Annotated in this window: 16 protein-coding genes; 11 read left to right on the top strand and 5 right to left on the bottom strand. The window is 51.8% G+C overall.

Going from position 1 to position 16663, the window contains the following annotated elements; translation table 11 throughout:
• Positions 1-60 precede the first annotated feature (60 nt).
• From ABH899_RS22755 to ABH899_RS22745, 3 genes are all read left to right on the top strand, one after another.
• Positions 61-639 (top strand): sulfurtransferase TusA family protein, encoded by a 579-nt coding sequence (locus ABH899_RS22755; RefSeq protein ID WP_370000796.1) that lies wholly within the window; start codon positions 61-63, stop codon positions 637-639.
• Positions 640-885: 246 nt separating this feature from the next.
• Positions 886-2007, top strand: a complete 1122-nt coding sequence (locus tag ABH899_RS22750; protein WP_370000885.1) for an MBL fold metallo-hydrolase — start codon at positions 886-888, stop codon at positions 2005-2007.
• 56 nt (positions 2008-2063) lie between these two features.
• On the top strand, positions 2064-2291 hold the full coding sequence (locus ABH899_RS22745; protein ID WP_370000794.1) for a sulfurtransferase TusA family protein: 228 nt from the start codon (positions 2064-2066) through the stop codon (positions 2289-2291).
• 66 nt (positions 2292-2357) lie between these two features.
• Here the strand turns inward: ABH899_RS22745 and ABH899_RS22740 are convergent, their stop codons facing one another.
• A complete protein-coding gene (locus tag ABH899_RS22740) occupies positions 2358-2528 on the bottom strand; it encodes a hypothetical protein (RefSeq protein WP_370000792.1) in 171 nt (56 codons plus the stop codon).
• 146 nt (positions 2529-2674) lie between these two features.
• Here ABH899_RS22740 and ABH899_RS22735 point away from each other — a divergent pair, with 146 nt between their 5' ends.
• Entirely contained in the window at positions 2675-3466 is a 792-nt protein-coding gene (locus ABH899_RS22735) for a sulfite exporter TauE/SafE family protein (protein ID WP_370000790.1), read from the top strand.
• 79 nt (positions 3467-3545) lie between these two features.
• Positions 3546-4028: a DsrE/DsrF/DrsH-like family protein gene (locus ABH899_RS22730; protein WP_370000788.1), complete on the top strand. Its 483-nt coding sequence runs from the start codon at positions 3546-3548 to the stop codon at positions 4026-4028.
• A gap of 186 nt (positions 4029-4214) precedes the next feature.
• Here the strand turns inward: ABH899_RS22730 and ABH899_RS22725 are convergent, their stop codons facing one another.
• The 4 genes from ABH899_RS22725 to ABH899_RS22710 form a co-directional block, all read right to left on the bottom strand.
• Positions 4215-4811 (bottom strand): hypothetical protein, encoded by a 597-nt coding sequence (locus ABH899_RS22725; protein ID WP_370000786.1) that lies wholly within the window; start codon positions 4809-4811, stop codon positions 4215-4217.
• Between the two features lie 19 nt (positions 4812-4830).
• On the bottom strand, positions 4831-5085 hold the full coding sequence (locus tag ABH899_RS22720; protein ID WP_370000784.1) for a hypothetical protein: 255 nt from the start codon (positions 5083-5085) through the stop codon (positions 4831-4833).
• 745 nt (positions 5086-5830) lie between these two features.
• A complete protein-coding gene (locus ABH899_RS22715; protein WP_370000782.1) occupies positions 5831-6829 on the bottom strand; it encodes an NADP-dependent oxidoreductase in 999 nt (332 codons plus the stop codon).
• Between the two features lie 41 nt (positions 6830-6870).
• Complete coding sequence (locus ABH899_RS22710) at positions 6871-7206, bottom strand: ArsR/SmtB family transcription factor (RefSeq protein WP_370000780.1); 336 nt, start codon at positions 7204-7206, stop codon at positions 6871-6873.
• Between the two features lie 436 nt (positions 7207-7642).
• Here ABH899_RS22710 and ABH899_RS22705 point away from each other — a divergent pair, with 436 nt between their 5' ends.
• From ABH899_RS22705 to ABH899_RS22680, 6 genes are all read left to right on the top strand, one after another.
• A complete protein-coding gene (locus ABH899_RS22705) occupies positions 7643-9241 on the top strand; it encodes a copper amine oxidase N-terminal domain-containing protein (protein ID WP_370000778.1) in 1599 nt (532 codons plus the stop codon).
• Between the two features lie 244 nt (positions 9242-9485).
• The gene (locus ABH899_RS22700; protein WP_370000776.1) at positions 9486-11306 is read left to right on the top strand and encodes a sensor histidine kinase; all 1821 of its coding nucleotides are present in this window, start codon (positions 9486-9488) and stop codon (positions 11304-11306) included.
• Entirely contained in the window at positions 11299-12819 is a 1521-nt protein-coding gene (locus ABH899_RS22695) for a response regulator (protein ID WP_370000774.1), read from the top strand. The genes ABH899_RS22700 and ABH899_RS22695 overlap by 8 nt, the downstream gene beginning before the upstream one ends.
• Positions 12820-13064: 245 nt before the next feature.
• Entirely contained in the window at positions 13065-14534 is a 1470-nt protein-coding gene (locus ABH899_RS22690; RefSeq protein ID WP_218231216.1) for an ABC transporter substrate-binding protein, read from the top strand.
• Positions 14535-14695: 161 nt separating this feature from the next.
• The gene (locus tag ABH899_RS22685) at positions 14696-15577 is read left to right on the top strand and encodes an ABC transporter permease (protein WP_170318649.1); all 882 of its coding nucleotides are present in this window, start codon (positions 14696-14698) and stop codon (positions 15575-15577) included.
• 30 nt (positions 15578-15607) lie between these two features.
• The gene (locus ABH899_RS22680; RefSeq protein ID WP_009673528.1) at positions 15608-16528 is read left to right on the top strand and encodes a carbohydrate ABC transporter permease; all 921 of its coding nucleotides are present in this window, start codon (positions 15608-15610) and stop codon (positions 16526-16528) included.
• The last annotated feature ends 135 nt before the right edge of the window (positions 16529-16663 follow it).

The raw sequence follows: 16663 nt of genomic DNA, 5'->3' as shown, positions 1-16663 counted from the left end.
GCGAGACAAAACGGCGGAGGTATGCCGCCGCGGAATAACATCAGGGAGGTACTCAACGTTATGAATATTCAAATTCATCAAATACTCGACGCCAAAGGGCTGGCCTGCCCGATGCCGATCGTACGCACGAAGAAGGCTCTGGAGCAGATGGCTTCCGGCCAGGTGCTGGAGGTTCAGGCAACGGACCAAGGTTCTTTGGCCGATATCCGGAGCTGGGCCAAAGCGAGGGGCCACCAGTACCTGGGCTCCACCGAAGAAGGGGAGGTGCTGCACCATTTTATCCGCAAGTCCGATCCTTCCGAGGTTAAAGAAGAGCGGAAATTTCCGCATGCCGTAACCAACAATGAGCTGGAGCAGTGCCTGCGGGAGAAGCCGCTAACGAACGTTCTCGATGTACGTGAGCCCGCGGAATATGCATTCGGGCACATACCGGGTGCGGTATCCATCCCCTTGGGAGAACTGGAGCAGCGGATCGGCGAGCTGAATGCGCACGAGGAGCTGTATATCGTCTGCCGGACGGGCAGCCGCAGCGATATGGCCGCGCATCTGCTGGAGCGCCAAGGTTTTAAGCACATCCGCAACGTGCTTCCGGGCATGTCCGCTTGGACGGGGCCGCTGGAGAAGTCGGCGGGCATTTGACACCCGGCCGGCGGGAAGCTTTTTACCGCCTGAAATTTTAACGAGCTTAAATCCAACATCTTAGGAGGAACTTACCATGAGCAGAAAAGTAGCGATTATCGCATCGAGCGGCGGCATATTCGACGCCTAGAGAACTGCCTGGGCAGACGATTACGGGTTGGATCATTAAAACCATGAATCATTTATAGGAGTAGGGAGGCTGTACGGATGAATGCGAGAAATCAAGAGGAAGGGCGGCTTAAAGGAATGACGGCTGCCGCGCTGGCGGAGAAGGTTCTGGGCAATAAGCCCCTTTTTATAGTGGATGTACGCAATGAAAGCGACTTTGCCGATTGGAAAATCGAAGGCAAGCAGGTCGATGTGCTGAACGTGCCTTATTTCGAGCTGCTGGACGGGGTGGAAGCCGTAACGGATAAAATCCCGACGGACCGTCAAGTGCTGGTCGTATGCGCCAAAGAAGGCTCGTCGAAATTCGTGGGCGAGCAGCTTGTGGAGGCCGGTTTCTCCGATGTTTCGTACCTGGTCGGCGGGATGAAATCGTGGAGCGAGCACCTGGAGCCCGTGAAAGTGGGCGATCTGAAAGACGGAGGAGCCGTCTACCAATTCGTCCGGATCGGCAAAGGCTGCCTCTCCTACATGGTGATCTCGGGCGGGGAGGCCGCGGTGATTGATGCGGTGCGGATGACCGAGGTGTTCGCCGATTTTGCCCGGGAGAAGCAGGCGGTGATCAAGCACGTGCTGGATACGCACCTGCATGCCGACCATATATCCGGAGGCCGCAAGCTGGCCGCAGAAACGGGAGCGGCTTACTGGCTGCCGCCTAAGGACGCGGAAGAAGTGGTGTTCGGCTACTCGGAGCTGGAGGAAGGCGCGGATATCCCGGTCGGCTCCACCCGTATCGCGATTCAGACGTTGTATTCCCCGGGCCACACGATCGGAAGCACGTCGTTTGTGGTGGATGACCGCTACCTGCTGACGGGAGACATCCTGTTCGTCGCTTCCATCGGGCGTCCCGATCTGGCCGGAAAGGCGGAGGACTGGGTAGCGGACCTGCGCACCACTTTATACGACCGCTACAAGAAGCTGTCCGAAGAGCTGATCGTGCTGCCGGCGCACTTCGGGCGGTTTGCCGAGCTGGGGGAGGGCGGAAAAGTGTCCGCCAGACTGGGCGATCTGTTCGCGGGCAATCCGGGGCTGAATATAGGAGACGAAGACGAGTTCCGGAAAACCGTATCGGAGAATCTGCCTCCGCAGCCCAACGCGTACAAGGAAATCAGGCAAACCAACATGGGCAAAATAACGCCGACGGAAGAAGAGCAGCGCGAAATGGAGATCGGCCCGAACCGCTGTGCCGTGCACGACCACTAATACGATATTTTACAAGAGCAATCCTTAACGGGATAAACGATAGAGGAGGACTACAAATGGAAGTGAACGTAACGGTAGACACGAAGGGGATGGCTTGTCCGATGCCGATCGTCAAAGCCAAGAAGGCACTGGATTCGCTGGAATCCGGAGGCATTATGCAGGTTCTGTCCACGGACAAAGGCTCGCTGAACGATTTTCAGGCTTGGGTCAAGCAGACCGGGCACGAGCTGATCAAGCATGAGGAAGATAACGGCGTATACACATTCTACGTGAGAAAACAATAAGACGGGAGCGTCGGGCACAGGTTGCCTGAAAGCTCGGTTTTCCGGGCTTTTTCCGCAACTCCCGTATCAGTTATCGGTATAAACAACACGGACACCCAGATGACCGTAGGTTTCTTCGGTGTAGTGACCGCCGGGGCAGACTTTAACTACGCGGTGCGCGGTAGCCTCATCGCTTTGGAGGGGCTGCCCGCAATGTGGACATACCGAAACGAATAAACGTTTGAGTTGTTGAATCATTTTTAAAACCCCTTTTTCCAACTTAAATACTTGGTATTAGTTTATTATAGCCGGATCGGCGGCACAAGTATAGGGCTTCTTCCTTTTAATTTATGCCGCCGGAATGTCGTGCAGTCATTCGCATCAGGTGAGACAAGGAGGATATTATGGATGTTTTGTTAGCGGTCATCATGCTGGCGCTGGGGTTGGCCGGATCTTTTTTCTCGGGCCTGCTGGGAATCGGGGGAGCCATTATTAACTATCCGCTCCTGCTTTTTGTCCCTCCCCTGTTCGGGGAAGCCGCTTTTACGGCCCAGGAAGTTTCCGCGATCTCGATGTTCCAGGTGTTCTTCGCCTCCTTGTCCGGTGTCCTGTTCCAAAGACGCGGAAAAAACGGACTTTCCCTCGTTCATAGAGGGCTTGTCCTGTATATGGGCGGCGGCGTACTTGCGGGCAGCCTGATCGGCGGACTGGCTTCGAAATATATGCCGGGCGACACGATTAATGTGATTTACGGCGTGCTGGCGGTAATCGCGGTGGTGCTGATGCTGATCCCGGTCAGGGGCAAGCGGCGGGAGGAAGGGAGCGGTTTGTCCTTCAACAAGCCGCTTGCCGTACTTTCCGCGCTGGCAGTGGGTCTGGTGTCCGGGATCGTCGGCGCGGGCGGGGCGTTTATTCTTATCCCGATCATGTTGACCCTGCTGAGAATTCCTACCCGCACCACGATCGCTTCTTCGCTGGCCATTGTGTTTATTTCGGCGGTCGGCGGGGTGATCGGGAAAATCGGGGCGGGGCATATCCCGCTGCTTCCGGTTATTTTTACGGTTATCGGCAGTCTGCTCGGAGCGCCGCTCGGTTCCCGGATTTCGGCCCGGATTAACGTGAAGTATCTGCGGTACGCATTGATTGTGCTCATTGCCGCCACGGCGTTTAAAATATGGCTGCCAATTTTATTGTAGAAAGCTGGTCCGCTGCGGATCGGCTAAAATTTTCACAATTTGTATACCTATAGGTGTATATGTATAAAGGAGTAGCATGATGGAGGAGCAAAAAGAAGGAACGACGATTGTGTTGTTCAGCGGGGAAATGGATAAAGCTATCGCTGCTTTTATTATAGCGAACGGCGCGGCGGCTTACGATCACGAGGTGACGATCTTTTTCACCTTCTGGGGACTGAATGCGCTGCGCAAAGATGAGCCGGTCAAGCTCAAGAAAGGCTGGCTGGAAAAGATGTTCGGCCGGATGATGCCGAGAGGGCCGAAGAAGCTGGGCCTGTCCAAGATGAACTATATGGGCATGGGCCCGAAAATGATTCAGCATGTGCTGAAGAAACACAATGCGCTGACGCTTCCGCATCTCATCGAGCTGGCGCAGGAGCAAGGCATTAAGCTCGTCGCCTGTACGATGACCATGGATCTGCTCGGCCTGCAGAAGGAAGAGCTGCTGGACGGGATCGAGTACGCGGGCGTAGCCGCTTACCTGGGCGATGCCTCGCAGGCGAAGGTGAATCTGTTTATTTGACGGCGGGGGAAAAGAGCGAAGCCGCTGGACGGGCTGACCCTCCGGCGCCGTTGCCGCGTGCAGCTCCCGGTGCCGCCGTATCGCGCGCCCGGGAACTGCACGCGGTGTGAAACACGGCCGCAGGGCAAGGCTGCGGCAAAAAGGGAAGGAGCCGGACTCCTTCCCTTTTTTTGCGCGCGGCGGGCGTCACTCTCCGGAAGGGATCTCTTCGCTGCCGAGCAGCGACCATACGGCATTGCCGTGGAGGTCTTTGGACTGCCGCAGATGCGAGACATGAATATCCCCGTTGGCCCGCTCCCAGACGACTTTAGCTTCCGCTTTGTTGTCGTGCAGAAGCAGCGCATACATGAGATCGCCGGGTTTAAGCCCGCGAGTCGCCGTAATAAAAACTTCATTGAAAGAGGAAGCTTCGTTCCGGCTGAGCTTGCCTTCGAATTCAGCCTCAATATCGGGACCCGCAATCAAATTCCACTGATCTTGCGCGAACGCGGCCGGCTGTTTGGAGTCTTGATTTGCTTCCTTAGAAGGCTTTTGATCAAGCGCCTGAACGGCCCTGTTCCAGGAGCTTTCTAATTTCGAATACACGTTGGGGGCGGAAAATTCTTTATAAGGAACGGGTTTAGAAGAGGCCTCTGGGGCAACCGCTGCCGGATATTTTTCGATAAACGAACGAGCCGTATCGGTGGAGACCGATCCGGTTGTCGTATTCGCGGCGTAAACAACAGTGCCAGATATGATCACAGCAGCTAGGGTGGTAATTCCGATGATTACTTTTTTATTCATTTTATCCTCCTGTTACTTATCATTTCCAAGTTGTACTGCCAATGCGGTACTCTGAGCGCTCATCTCCAGCACGATAATAAAAATTGTGCCATGTTTTCATGAAATATTCGCCTTGAGCAGGATGTCTTTTTCGTTCGATTTCATCTTCTGCCGTTTTCTGACCAATTGTTTGGACTTGATGCTCTCCCATATAAACTCCATCATGAAATAATTGCAGACCTGCAATTAATGATGCAGGTATACCGTCTGTGCCGGAGAAAGATCCTCCAACCATATATCCCTGCTCAGCAGTAAGAATCCTCAGATCGACATTTCCATAATAAGCATGACTTGATGACGGATAGAACAAGCTACTCGTAACTAGAACGATAGGATTGCGATTAATTTATTTCTATTCATCAGTATCCTCCATTAGGTTTAAATGGTCAGGTTCAAAAAAGTATAGCTTACTTCTTGTAAAAATGGCAATTAAAGTTAAATCCAAAAACCATTCTAATCAATTCAAAAAACTTATTTCAAAAACCAGTGATCTAAACTTCACTCCCCCGGCGAAGGTGAATCTGTTCATTTAACGGCGGGAAAAGAGCGATGCCGCACAGCGGCAGGGCAAGGCTGCGGCAAAAAGGAAGGAGTCCGACTCCTTCCCTTTTTTGTTTGCGCTCGGCGGGCGGTATCGCCGTCCGTCTTCCGCGGTACTGGCGGCACCTACCGGAGCCTCTAGGCTCCGTACGGGCACGAGCAGACGTGCATCCGGGCTGCGTAGGGGCACGAAGCCCGCGAGTGCAAATAGAGAGCGCGGCGGCGGATCGGCGTGCTCAAGCATACGCCGCCGCTTCTTGCCGTAAGCTACGCACAGACGATGCTTGTTCCGTCCGCGGCTGCCCGCCGAATGCCGAACGCTGTTCCGCTGCGCCATCAATCGTAAGCTGCTGCGTCAAGCCATCAGTCGTTTTTCTTGTTCTACTAAATGATTTTTTCAAGGAGCACTATTCAGCACATTTTTATGCTTCGTTTCATAACTATTTGATTTTTAATATTATTTTCCCTTTAGCCCTACCAGACTCTGCATATTCCATCGCTTTTTGAGCATCTTCAAAAGGAAAAACTCTATCAATTATAGGTTTGATTTTACCAGTCTCCATAAAGTTTGCGATTACACGTAATTGCTCTCCACTTGGCTTCATAAACAAAAACGTATATTGAACATTATGCTGTTTTTCAAGCGCAGTAAGCTTATGACTTGCTGCTGAAAACAACAACGTTTTAAAAAATCCGGAACCATATTCTTTGCCAAAACGAGCATTCGGTAATCCCGAAACGGAAACAATTTTTCCTCCGCTTTTTATCACTTTGAATGATTTTTCGAGTATCTCGCCCCCAAGTGTATCAAATACGGCATCATAGTTTTTCAGTAGTTCTTCAAATTTTTCTGTCTTGTAATTTATAATTTCATCTGCACCAAGAGATTTTACTAAATTCGCACCAGCTTCACTCGTAGTCGTTGCAACAGTGGCACCCATTAATTTGGCTAGTTGAATAGCAAAGGTACCGACACCACCAGCCCCAGCTTGAATTAAAACCTTTTGTCCCTTTTGTAATTGCAAAATGTCTGTTAGGGCTTGATAGGAGGTTAACCCAACCAGTGGGATCGATGCTGCTTCTTCAAAGCTCAAATTTTTAGGCTTTAAGGCGATGTCATCTTCATGAATAGCGATATATTCAGCAAAAGTACCGATTTTACTCTTACGTGGACGTGCATATATTTCGTCACCAACTTTAAAACGAGTCACTTTTGCGCCAACCTTTGCAACGACACCAGAAAAGTCATTCCCTAAGATAAGAGGCATTTTATATTTAACTAACAATTTCACTTTCCCATCGCGTATCTTAAAATCAATAGGATTAATACTAGCTGCATGAATTTCTGCGAGTACCTCATATTCACCAATTTCAGGTGTGGGCATTTCTGCCAAACGCATTGGAACTTTTCCATACCTATCAATAACCATTGCTCTCATAGCCTATACCTCCAAATAATGTCTGTTTAAATTCCTTCCTTTCAATAAAAGTTCTGCATGAACTTATCCATATCCAACACAAGCGTTCTTAATAAACCTAATTCTGTACGTACATTAATATAATAAAAGTTTTTTGTCCCTTCTTTGCGCATTAAAATAACACCGGCCTCCCGTAAAACCTTAAGATGATGGGACACAGCAGGTCGAGAAAGATGTGTTTGTTCAGTGATTTCACCCACACGTAATCCTGTTTGACAATCCGTCCCCATTAGAGCTAACAAGATCGATTGACGTGTTTCATCACCAATTGCCAATAGTACTTTTTGACAATTAATAAAATCTTCTTTGATTATTTTTAGTTGGTCCTGTTTATTCATTCAGTAATACCTCCAACAATCAGTTTAATGGTTTAAGTTGATGAACCATATCACTGAAGACAACAATATACGATTGCTATGTTAGGTGCAATATTGAGAAAGCAAATCGAGACGAATACATTTTAGAGGGGAAGCATCATTAACTTTTAATGTTCAAGCCGTACGATTATCTCTATTGGGGCAAGAGATGTTTCCAATGTTGGCAACAGACAATATAGAGATTTTGAGGAATATTTACTAGTGTTCAATTCTCTTCTTACTTTCCAATTGGCAATAAAAGTAAAAAGAATTTGGCCGTCTCCCCAAAAAACTTTTTAAAAAAACAGTGATCCAAACTTCACTCCCTTGCGTTACACCCTATGTAAAGACCAAACAAGAACAAGCAGAACCAAAAACGGAAACGCGAAAAACACATAGACCAAGGGAGTGAACGTCCATGCAAATGAAAAAATTACTTCTTCCGGCACTGAGCTTGTCCATCCTCATGCCAACGGTGGCAGCTAACGCCGCTACAGTGGTTAACACGCCGAAACCTACCGTAAACACACCGGCCGCCGATCTGAGGGCCAGCCTGGATCACCTGCTCTCCGAACACTTCGCGCTGGCGGTTACCGCCATGACGAAAGCGTACGACGGCTCCGCAGATGCGGCCGAAGCGTACAAGGCGCTGGATCAGAACGCGCTGGATATGACGCCGGCGATTGCTTCCCTTTACGGAAAAGAAGGTGCGGCCGAGTTCGAACGGATTTTCCGGGCCCACAACAAGTACACGGACGATCTCGTGAAAGCGACCAAGATGAACAACCAGGAAGCCCGCAAGAAAGCGGAACAACAAGTGCAGGGCTTCGTGGACGAATTCTCGGCCTTCCTGGACAAAGCGACCGCCGGCAAGCTTCCGAAGCAGGCTGCCGCGCAGGCGATCCGTCTTCACGAAGATCAGGTTCAGGAAACGTTCGATGACTATATCGCAGGCGATTACCAGGGAGCGTACGCGGCGTACCGCGAAGGCTTCAAGGAAATGTTCACGATCAGCAAAGCGTTGTCCACGGCTATCACCACGCAAATGCCGGAGAAGTTCGACAACACGAAGGCGGATACGCCGGCGGCTGATTTAAGATCGGCCCTGAACAACCTCGCGGCCGAACATCTGGCCCTGTCTACGCTGCAAATGCAGAAGCAGTACGACGGCAGCAAGGACTCCGACGCGCTGATCAAGGCGGAAAGCGGAAATACGGCCGATTTTAAAGCTGCGATCAGCTCGATCTACGGCGCCGAAGGCGGTATGGCCTTCGAGAAAATCTGGGTCACGAACCACGTGAACGCCCAAAGCGACTATGTGACCGCCGTCAAAAACAAAGACGAGGCCGCAAAAGCCGCCGTGGAGAAGAGAATCTACGGGTTTACGACCGAGTTTGCCAATTTCCTCGGTACGGCGACCGCCGGCAACCTTCCGGCCGCTGCCGCCCAGGATGTGCTGCGCCAGCATGAAGGTCAGGTGCAGAAAGTGCTGAACGAATATGCGGCGGGCAACTACGAGGCTTCTTATAAAACGGACCGCGAAGGCTTCAAGCTGATGTTCGGCGTAGGCCAGGCTCTGGGGAGTGCCATCGTGACGCAGTACGGCGAGAAGTTCCAGGAGAAGGCGGACCCGTCCATGACCACGGTCTGGATGCAAATCGGCAGCCATGACCTGAACATCAACGGGACTGTAACGAAGATGGACACGACTCCGTTCATCTGGAATGACATGAGCTACATCCCGCTGCGTTACCTGGCGGAAGGAATCGGCGCGGAAGTGACTTGGGACAATGAAGCCCAGTCCGTCTGGGTAAAGGCCGGGAGCGACAAGATGCAGTTCTGGATCGGCAAAGACTTCATGGAGCTTAACGGCATGAAGAAAAACATCGGTTCCAAAGTATTCGTCAATGCGGATGGCAGAACCGTTCTGCCGCTGCGCTTTATTACGGAACTGCTCGGCTGGGACGTTAAATGGGGCCAGCAGGACAGATCCATCACCCTGACGAAATCCATGTAATTCAAGCATCACAGACCGCCAAGAAAAGTTAACGGCCTTAATCATTCCGCCTCAATCAACTTTCTTCCTTATTGGAAAGAGGCGGAAACTACATTCAAAAGGACTGCCTTTCGAGGTGGTCTTTTTCTTTTTTTATCCATATAAGCATAGGGCTTCGCGCCACGGAACTGACAAAGGCGGTTAGGTTGTATAGGCGGCGGCATGCTATAATCGAGACGGATAACGTTCAGGGAGGGCAGACCGCATGGGTGTCAGGAGAATCTACCGCAACTATTTGAAAAACAACTTGTTTCTGAAAATGATCCTGATGTTTTCCCTGATCACGATCCTGACCATCATTACGCTTTCGTATTTGATGTTTTCTTTCATGTCCCAATCCATCGTGCAGCGGGAGCTGGCCAACCAGAAAAAGGCGATGGAAGGCGTCAGCTCGTACGTTAACGGCAAATTCGAGTGGGTGCAGTCGCTGCTCACGGACATTTACCAGAACGACGCCCTGTCGGCCAACATGTCGTATTTTCTCCAGCATCCTTATCAGGAATATGCCGAGCACCGGCTGGATCAGTTCTATAAAGATACGAATTTCTCGACGGATGTTCTGAAATATTTGCAGAACAAGCTGGACGCGGACCCGGATATCCAGAATCTCATGCTCTACAGCGCGGAGGAACAGTATCTCTACACGTACAATTCCAACCGGCTGAGCAAGCTGATTTCCACGAACGCTTCGCGTTCCTACATTCCAGACATTATGGCGCAGGAGACCCGCACGATTGCCCCGCCGAACGTCTGGATGCGTAAGACGCTGAACCAGTGGGACCCCAGACTGTATTCCATCCGCGTACCGGTTAACGATAAATATTCGCTCAAAAATATCGGGCAGCTGCTTCTTTATTTCAATTCGGACGGGATAGTCCGGGCTCTCGAAAGCTACAAGCCGGATTTGAAAGGGACCATCTTCGTCATGACCCCCGACGGGGATGTGATGTTTGATTCTTCCGGGCAATACTACGGGAAGAAGTTCCCCTACACCGACAGGATCAACAGTTTGTACGATACGGGCACGCTGCAAAACGGCATGTATTTGACGAAACTGACGCAGAGCCGGGGCGGATTTATCGTCATGGGGGCCGCCCCCAAGGAAGAGATTGCGGCTTCCTACCGGGGCCTGCGCAATACGATCCTGCTCGTCAGCGCGATTGCTATTCTGTTCGCGATCCTCATTCCGTCGCTGTTCATTATGAACTTCGCAAAGCGGACGAACCGGATCATCCAGTTCACGCGGCGGGTGAAGCGGGGGGACCTGAAAGCCCGGATCCGCGATACGCGCGAAGATGAGCTCGGGCAGATTTCCAAAAGCTTTAACGATATGCTGGACGAGCTGAACAACTACATCGACCGCGTGTACAAGGCGGAGATCAAGCAGAAGCATACCGAGCTGACCGCGCTCCAGGCCCGGATCAATCCGCACTTCCTCTATAACACGCTGGAGGTGATCCGGATGAGGGCGCTGTCCCAAGGGGCCAGCGATGTCGGCGAGATGATTTACAGCTTGTCCGTGCTATTCAAAAGTTTCGTGCAGCAGAAGACGATTTATACGATGAAGGACGAAGTCGAGGCGTGCCGGATGTATTTGGAGCTTTTCCGTATCCGGTACAAGGACCGTTTTTCGTACGAAATCGTGTGGGAGCGGGACTTGGTGCACGTTCAGATTTTGAAAATGTCCCTGCAGCCGATCATCGAGAACTACGTCGTTCACGGAATCCGCAGCGACCGCAAGGATAACCGCCTGACGATTACGATCGGCGAAGAGGGCGGATTCGTCCGGGTCCGGGTGCGGGATAACGGCAACGGCATGACGGAAGAGAAGCTGGCCGAGATCACGGAGAAGCTGGACCGGGAGGAAACGGAAGGCGAATCGTTCGGTCTGAGGAGCGTTCACGAAAGGCTGAAGCTGCAGTACGGGAGCGAGTACGGGATTGAACTTCACAGCGAGCCGGGACAAGGCACTACGGTAATCGTCCGATATCCCGGCGCAGAGGGACAGGAGGCGGCCCATGTATAGAGTATTTCTGGTGGATGACGAGCCGTTCATTATCGAAGGGCTTTACGATATCATAGACTGGTCCTCGTTCGGGCTCGAAATTGTGGGCCAGGCCGAGAACGGCCGGGAGGCGCTGGAGGCGTTGAAGAAAACGCCGGTGGATCTCCTGATCACGGACATTTCGATGCCGGTTATGAACGGGCTCGATCTGATCCGCGGGGCGCGGGAGTTTCATCCCGACCTGAAGGTGGTGGTCCTCAGCGGGTTTAACGATTTTGTGTATTTGAAAGAATGCATCCGGCTCGGCATCGAAAATTATTTGCTGAAGCCGATTAATCTCGACGAGCTGAAAGCGACGCTGGACAATACGGTGGAGAAGCTGAATGCTTCAAAATCCGAACGCTTGTTCAACGAATACGGCGTACAGATTTTGAAAGATAATATGATGCACCGCTGGCTGACGGGGCAGATTGCGTCCGGCGAGTACAGGGAGCGGGCCGATCTGCTCGGCATCGAGATGGACAAGCCGTATATGGCCGCCGCGGTTATGCGGCTCGAAGAGAACTTCGTCCAGGTGTTCGAGCTGATTTCGCGGCAGATGAAATACAACGAGTCGATCATCCCGTTCCGGGATGTGGACGGAGACCTCGTGATCCTTTTCGTGATGGACGATCCCGAAGAAGGCAAGCGCGAGATGATCGGCACGATCGAAGAACTGCTGGACCGGCTCACGACGTACCAGCCCATCCGCACTTCCATCGGAAGCGTGCAGCCGCTCCCCGATCAGGCGCCGCTCGGCTACCGGCACGCGAAGAAGGCGCAGGAATATTTCCTGCTCTACCCGGAGCACGGCCTCATCGACTACAGCGACCTGCCTTCGGGCAAAGATGCGGGAAAAGCTAAGTTTCCGATTGACTGGAGCGAATATACGAAGCTGATCATGGCCAAAGACCGGGAGAAGCTGCTCCTGCGCATCGAAGAGGATTTCGAGGAGATGCAGACGCTGGAGGGTGTCACCCCCGGGGACATTCAGGATATCGCCATGGAAGTCATTATTCTTTTCAAAATGGCGCTGAAAGAGATCAAGCACGTGGAGGAAACCGAGCTGTACAAGGAAGGTTTCGAGAAAGTGCGGCAGGCGGGCACCCTGCGCGAGCTGATCAAGGCCATCCAGGACGTGGCGGGGCTTACGGTCGATTCGCTGGTCCGGGATATCAAGAGCCCGGTTGTCCAGCAGGTGCTCAATTACATCCACGAATCGTATGCGGAAGAGCTCTCGCTGAAAGCGCTGGGCGCGCTGTACAATATCCATCCCGTCTATCTGGGCCAGTTGTTCCATAGGGAGACAAGCGAAACCTTTACGGAATACATCAACAAATACCGGATCGAGAAGGCGAAGGAACAGCTGAAAACGACCCATCTGAAAGTGCATGAAATCGCCCGGAATGTGGGCTACTGGGAAACGGGTTACTTTTACAAACAATTTAAGAAATATGTGGGAATCTCACCTACGGATTTCAAGGGACTGCTCTAGCGGATGGCCGCGGGCGGTCTCTTTTCTTTATTTTAGACACGATAACTTTAATTTCTCTTCTATTTGAAACTGCTTTCATCACGTACAGTAAAGATAGTCCTCGAAGCAAGCGGACAGCGGCCTAAAGCCCCATGCATAGGGCATTTCCCGGTTCCGCACAATGAATAGAGCAGAAGATCGCGTAGAAAAGCCGTCTGCCCTGTTCGTGCAGAGATGGCGGATTTATTAAAGGGGAGGATACACACATGAACAGAAGCAAGAAAAGTCTGGCTGTCGTACTTGCCATGCTGCTTACGTTTACTCTGGTGCTCAGCGCCTGCGGCGGCAAAGACAGCAAACAAGGCGAGGGAACGTCCGATAAGCCGGTAGAACTGATCTGGTACACGATCGGGACTCCGCAGAAAGACACGGACCGCGTCATGGAAGAAGTCAGCAAGTACACGAAAGAGAAAATCGGCGTTACCGTCAAAATGAGACAAATCGATTTCGGCGACTACTCGCAGAAGATGCAAGTTATGGCCGCTTCCGGTGAGCCGATCGATATCATGTTCACCTCTTCGTGGGCATTCGATTATGTCCAGAATGCAAGAAAAGGCGCATTCCTGGCGATCGACGACCTCTTGAATAAACAAGGCAAAGGCATTAAAGACGCTCTCGACCCGGCGTTCCTCGAAGGCTCCAAAGTAGACGGACACAACTACGGGATTCCGGCTAACAAAGAGCTTCCGGCACAGGAAGTATGGCGCTTCAACAAGCAGCTGCTCGACAAGTACAACCTGGATATCACCAACGTGAACACGCTGGAAAGCCTGGAGCCGCTGCTCAAAACGATCAAGGAAAAAGAACCGAACGTATTCCCGCTGGCGGCGGACAAAAACTTCGGTCTGTACGTTCCTTACGACTACGTCATCGAAAAAATGCCGATGGCCGTCAAGCTCGACAGCACGGATCTGAAAGTCGTTAACGTTTTTGATACACCTGAAATGAAACAGGCGCTTCAAACGATGAACAAGTACTATAAAGCCGGCTACATCCCGACTGAAGCGGCTACACTGAACTCGCTGAGCGACGTTCAAGCAACGGGCAAATGGTTCGCGGACAAAGCGACCAACCAGCCTTTCGCCGACAACCAATGGTCCGCAAGCTACGGCTATCCGGTTGTATCGACTCCGGCCGGTCCGTCCACTATCTTCAACTGGTCCGTAATGGGCTCCATGCAGGCGATCTCCGCCAACTCCAAGTATCCGGAGAAAGCGATGGAATTCCTGAACCTGCTGAATACCGATCCGAAGCTCCGCAACATGGTTGATTCCGGTATCGAAGGCGTGCACTACAAGAAAGTCGGCGACAACGTGATGGAAAACCTTCCGGATGCGAAGAACTACGACATGCCGACCTTCTCGCTCGGCAGCGTTATTATCACGTACCTGAACAAAGAAGACCCTGCCAACAAGTGGGACGAGTTCAAGAAGTTTAACGATGCGGGCAAACCGGCTCCGCTGCTCGGCTTTAACTTCGACACTTCGAAAGTGACAACTGAAATCGCCGCCGTACAGAACGTGAAGGAAGCTTTCTGGACTTCACTGATGACCGGTACGGTAGATCCGAATCAATACCTGCCGCAAGCTAACGAGAAAATGAAAGCTGCGGGCCTGGATAAAATTATGGCGGAAGCTCAGCGTCAAATCGACGAGTGGAAAGCTTCCAAGAAGTAAGAGAATCAGAATCGGATTAGGCGAATGTTTCCCGCATTCGCCTGATTTTTTATGCTCACAAGCGTTACCGGCTTCGAATTATTTCTCAAAAGGGGTGATAGGGTGTGACAAGGATTACGAATTTCTTCAAAGACATCAACAAAAACAAAGCACTCCTTCTCATGGTACTGCCAGGCACGATCTGGTTCCTGTTCTTCTCCTATCTGCCGATGGCAGGTATGGTCGTTGCGTTCAAACAATACCGGTACAGCCGGGACGGCTTCTGGGCCAGCATAGTCGAAAGCAAGTGGGTCGGCCTGCAAAACTTCAAGTTCCTGTTCAGTACGAACGACGCTTACATCATTACGCGCAATACTTTGCTGTATAACTCCGTATTTATTATCGTCGGCCTGGTCCTTGCGGTCCTGCTGGCTATCGTTCTATCCGAAATCGTCAATAAACGGCTCGCCAAAATATATCAGACCGGCATGTTCCTCCCGTACTTTCTGTCCTGGGTCATCGTCGGCTATTTCGTATTCAGCTTCCTCAGCTTCGACAAAGGTCTCGTGAATAAAGTCGGCGCCATGTTCGGCGTAGATCCTACCCAGTGGTACAACAACCCGACATACTGGCCGCTGATCATCATCCTGGTGTTCCTGTGGAAGTCCGTCGGCTACAACAGCGTCGTTTACCTGGCCGCCATTATGGGGATCGACAAATCCCTGTACGAAGCAGCCATGATCGACGGCGCAAGCAAATGGCAGCAGATCATCCACATTACGATCCCGATGCTGAAGCCGCTGATGACGATTCTGACGCTGCTGGCGATCGGCCGCATTTTCTATGCCGACTTCGGTCTCTTCTATCAGGTTCCGAGAGATTCGGGCACGCTCTACTCCGTGACGAACGTTATCGACACGTATGTATACCGCGGCCTCAAAACGACCGGTGAAATCGGCATGAGTACCGCCGCAGGTCTTTACCAGTCCCTGGTCGGCTTTATTCTCGTCATTACCTCGAACTACATCGTACGCAAATTCAACAAAGAGAATGCCTTGTTCTAAGAGATCAGCATGTGAAAGGGGGAATTGGTTGTGCAAGCCCAAACGAGAAAAAAAAGCCGCGATTTTCATCAGCTCCCAACCGTCTGGAACGTTGTCTTTAACTTGATTGCAGCCTTGTTCGCTTTTGCCTGCGTCTTTCCGTTCCTGTTCGTTACGATCATCTCCTTCACGGATGAAACGACACTGGCCGCCAACGGCTATCAGCTTATCCCGGAAAAATGGAGCCTGGAGGCTTACCGCTATTTGTTCAAAGCGGGCGATCAGCTTCTCCGCTCGTACGGCGTCACGATTCTCGTCACAATTGTCGGGACCGTTATCTCCGTCATCATGACGGCGCTGTTCGCTTATGCCATTTCGCGTAAAACGTTCAAATACCGCAATTTCTTCGGATTTTTCGCTTTCTTCACGATGCTGTTCAACGGCGGTATGGTACCGACGTATATCGTCGTAACCCAGCTGCTCGGCATGAAAGATTCGCTCTGGGCGCTCATTCTGCCCTTGGCGGGGAACGCCTTCTACATCATGATTATGCGGACGTTCTTCAGCACCTCGGTGCCGGACGCGATTGTCGAATCCGGTAAAATCGACGGCGCGGGCGAATTCCAGATCTTCTACAAGCTCGTCATGCCGCTGGCTCTGCCCGGTATGGCGACGATCGGCCTGTTCAGTACGCTCGGTTACTGGAACGACTGGTTCAACGCGCTTCTGTACATCGACGATCCGAAGCTGGTTCCGCTCCAATCGATGCTGATGCGGATCGAGAACAGCATGCAGTTTCTGCTGCAGAACACGAACAACCCGTCGCTCGGGATGGGTGTGCTGCAGTCGCTGCCGCAGGATACATCCCGGATGGCGATGGTCGTCCTGGCGACCGGACCGATCATTCTCGCGTATCCGTTCTTCCAGCGTTACTTCATTCAAGGCCTGACGATCGGCGCCGTAAAAGAATAGGCCGAGCGCAGTGCATAACGGCCCTGCAGCCTGCGGGGCCGCTCCTGCATGGAGAGCGGAACGCCCGCCCGGTGCCGCTTTTCGCAGCTTAAGAGCAGAAGCGACATACCGGGTCAAAACCTACACATATAAGAA

It is taken from the genome of Paenibacillus sp. RC84, from assembly GCF_041260495.1.
Taxonomy (GTDB): Bacteria; Bacillota; Bacilli; order Paenibacillales; family NBRC-103111; genus Paenibacillus_F.
The sequence above is the reverse complement of the archived record's forward strand: the minus strand, read 5'-3'. Positions and strand labels throughout refer to the sequence as shown.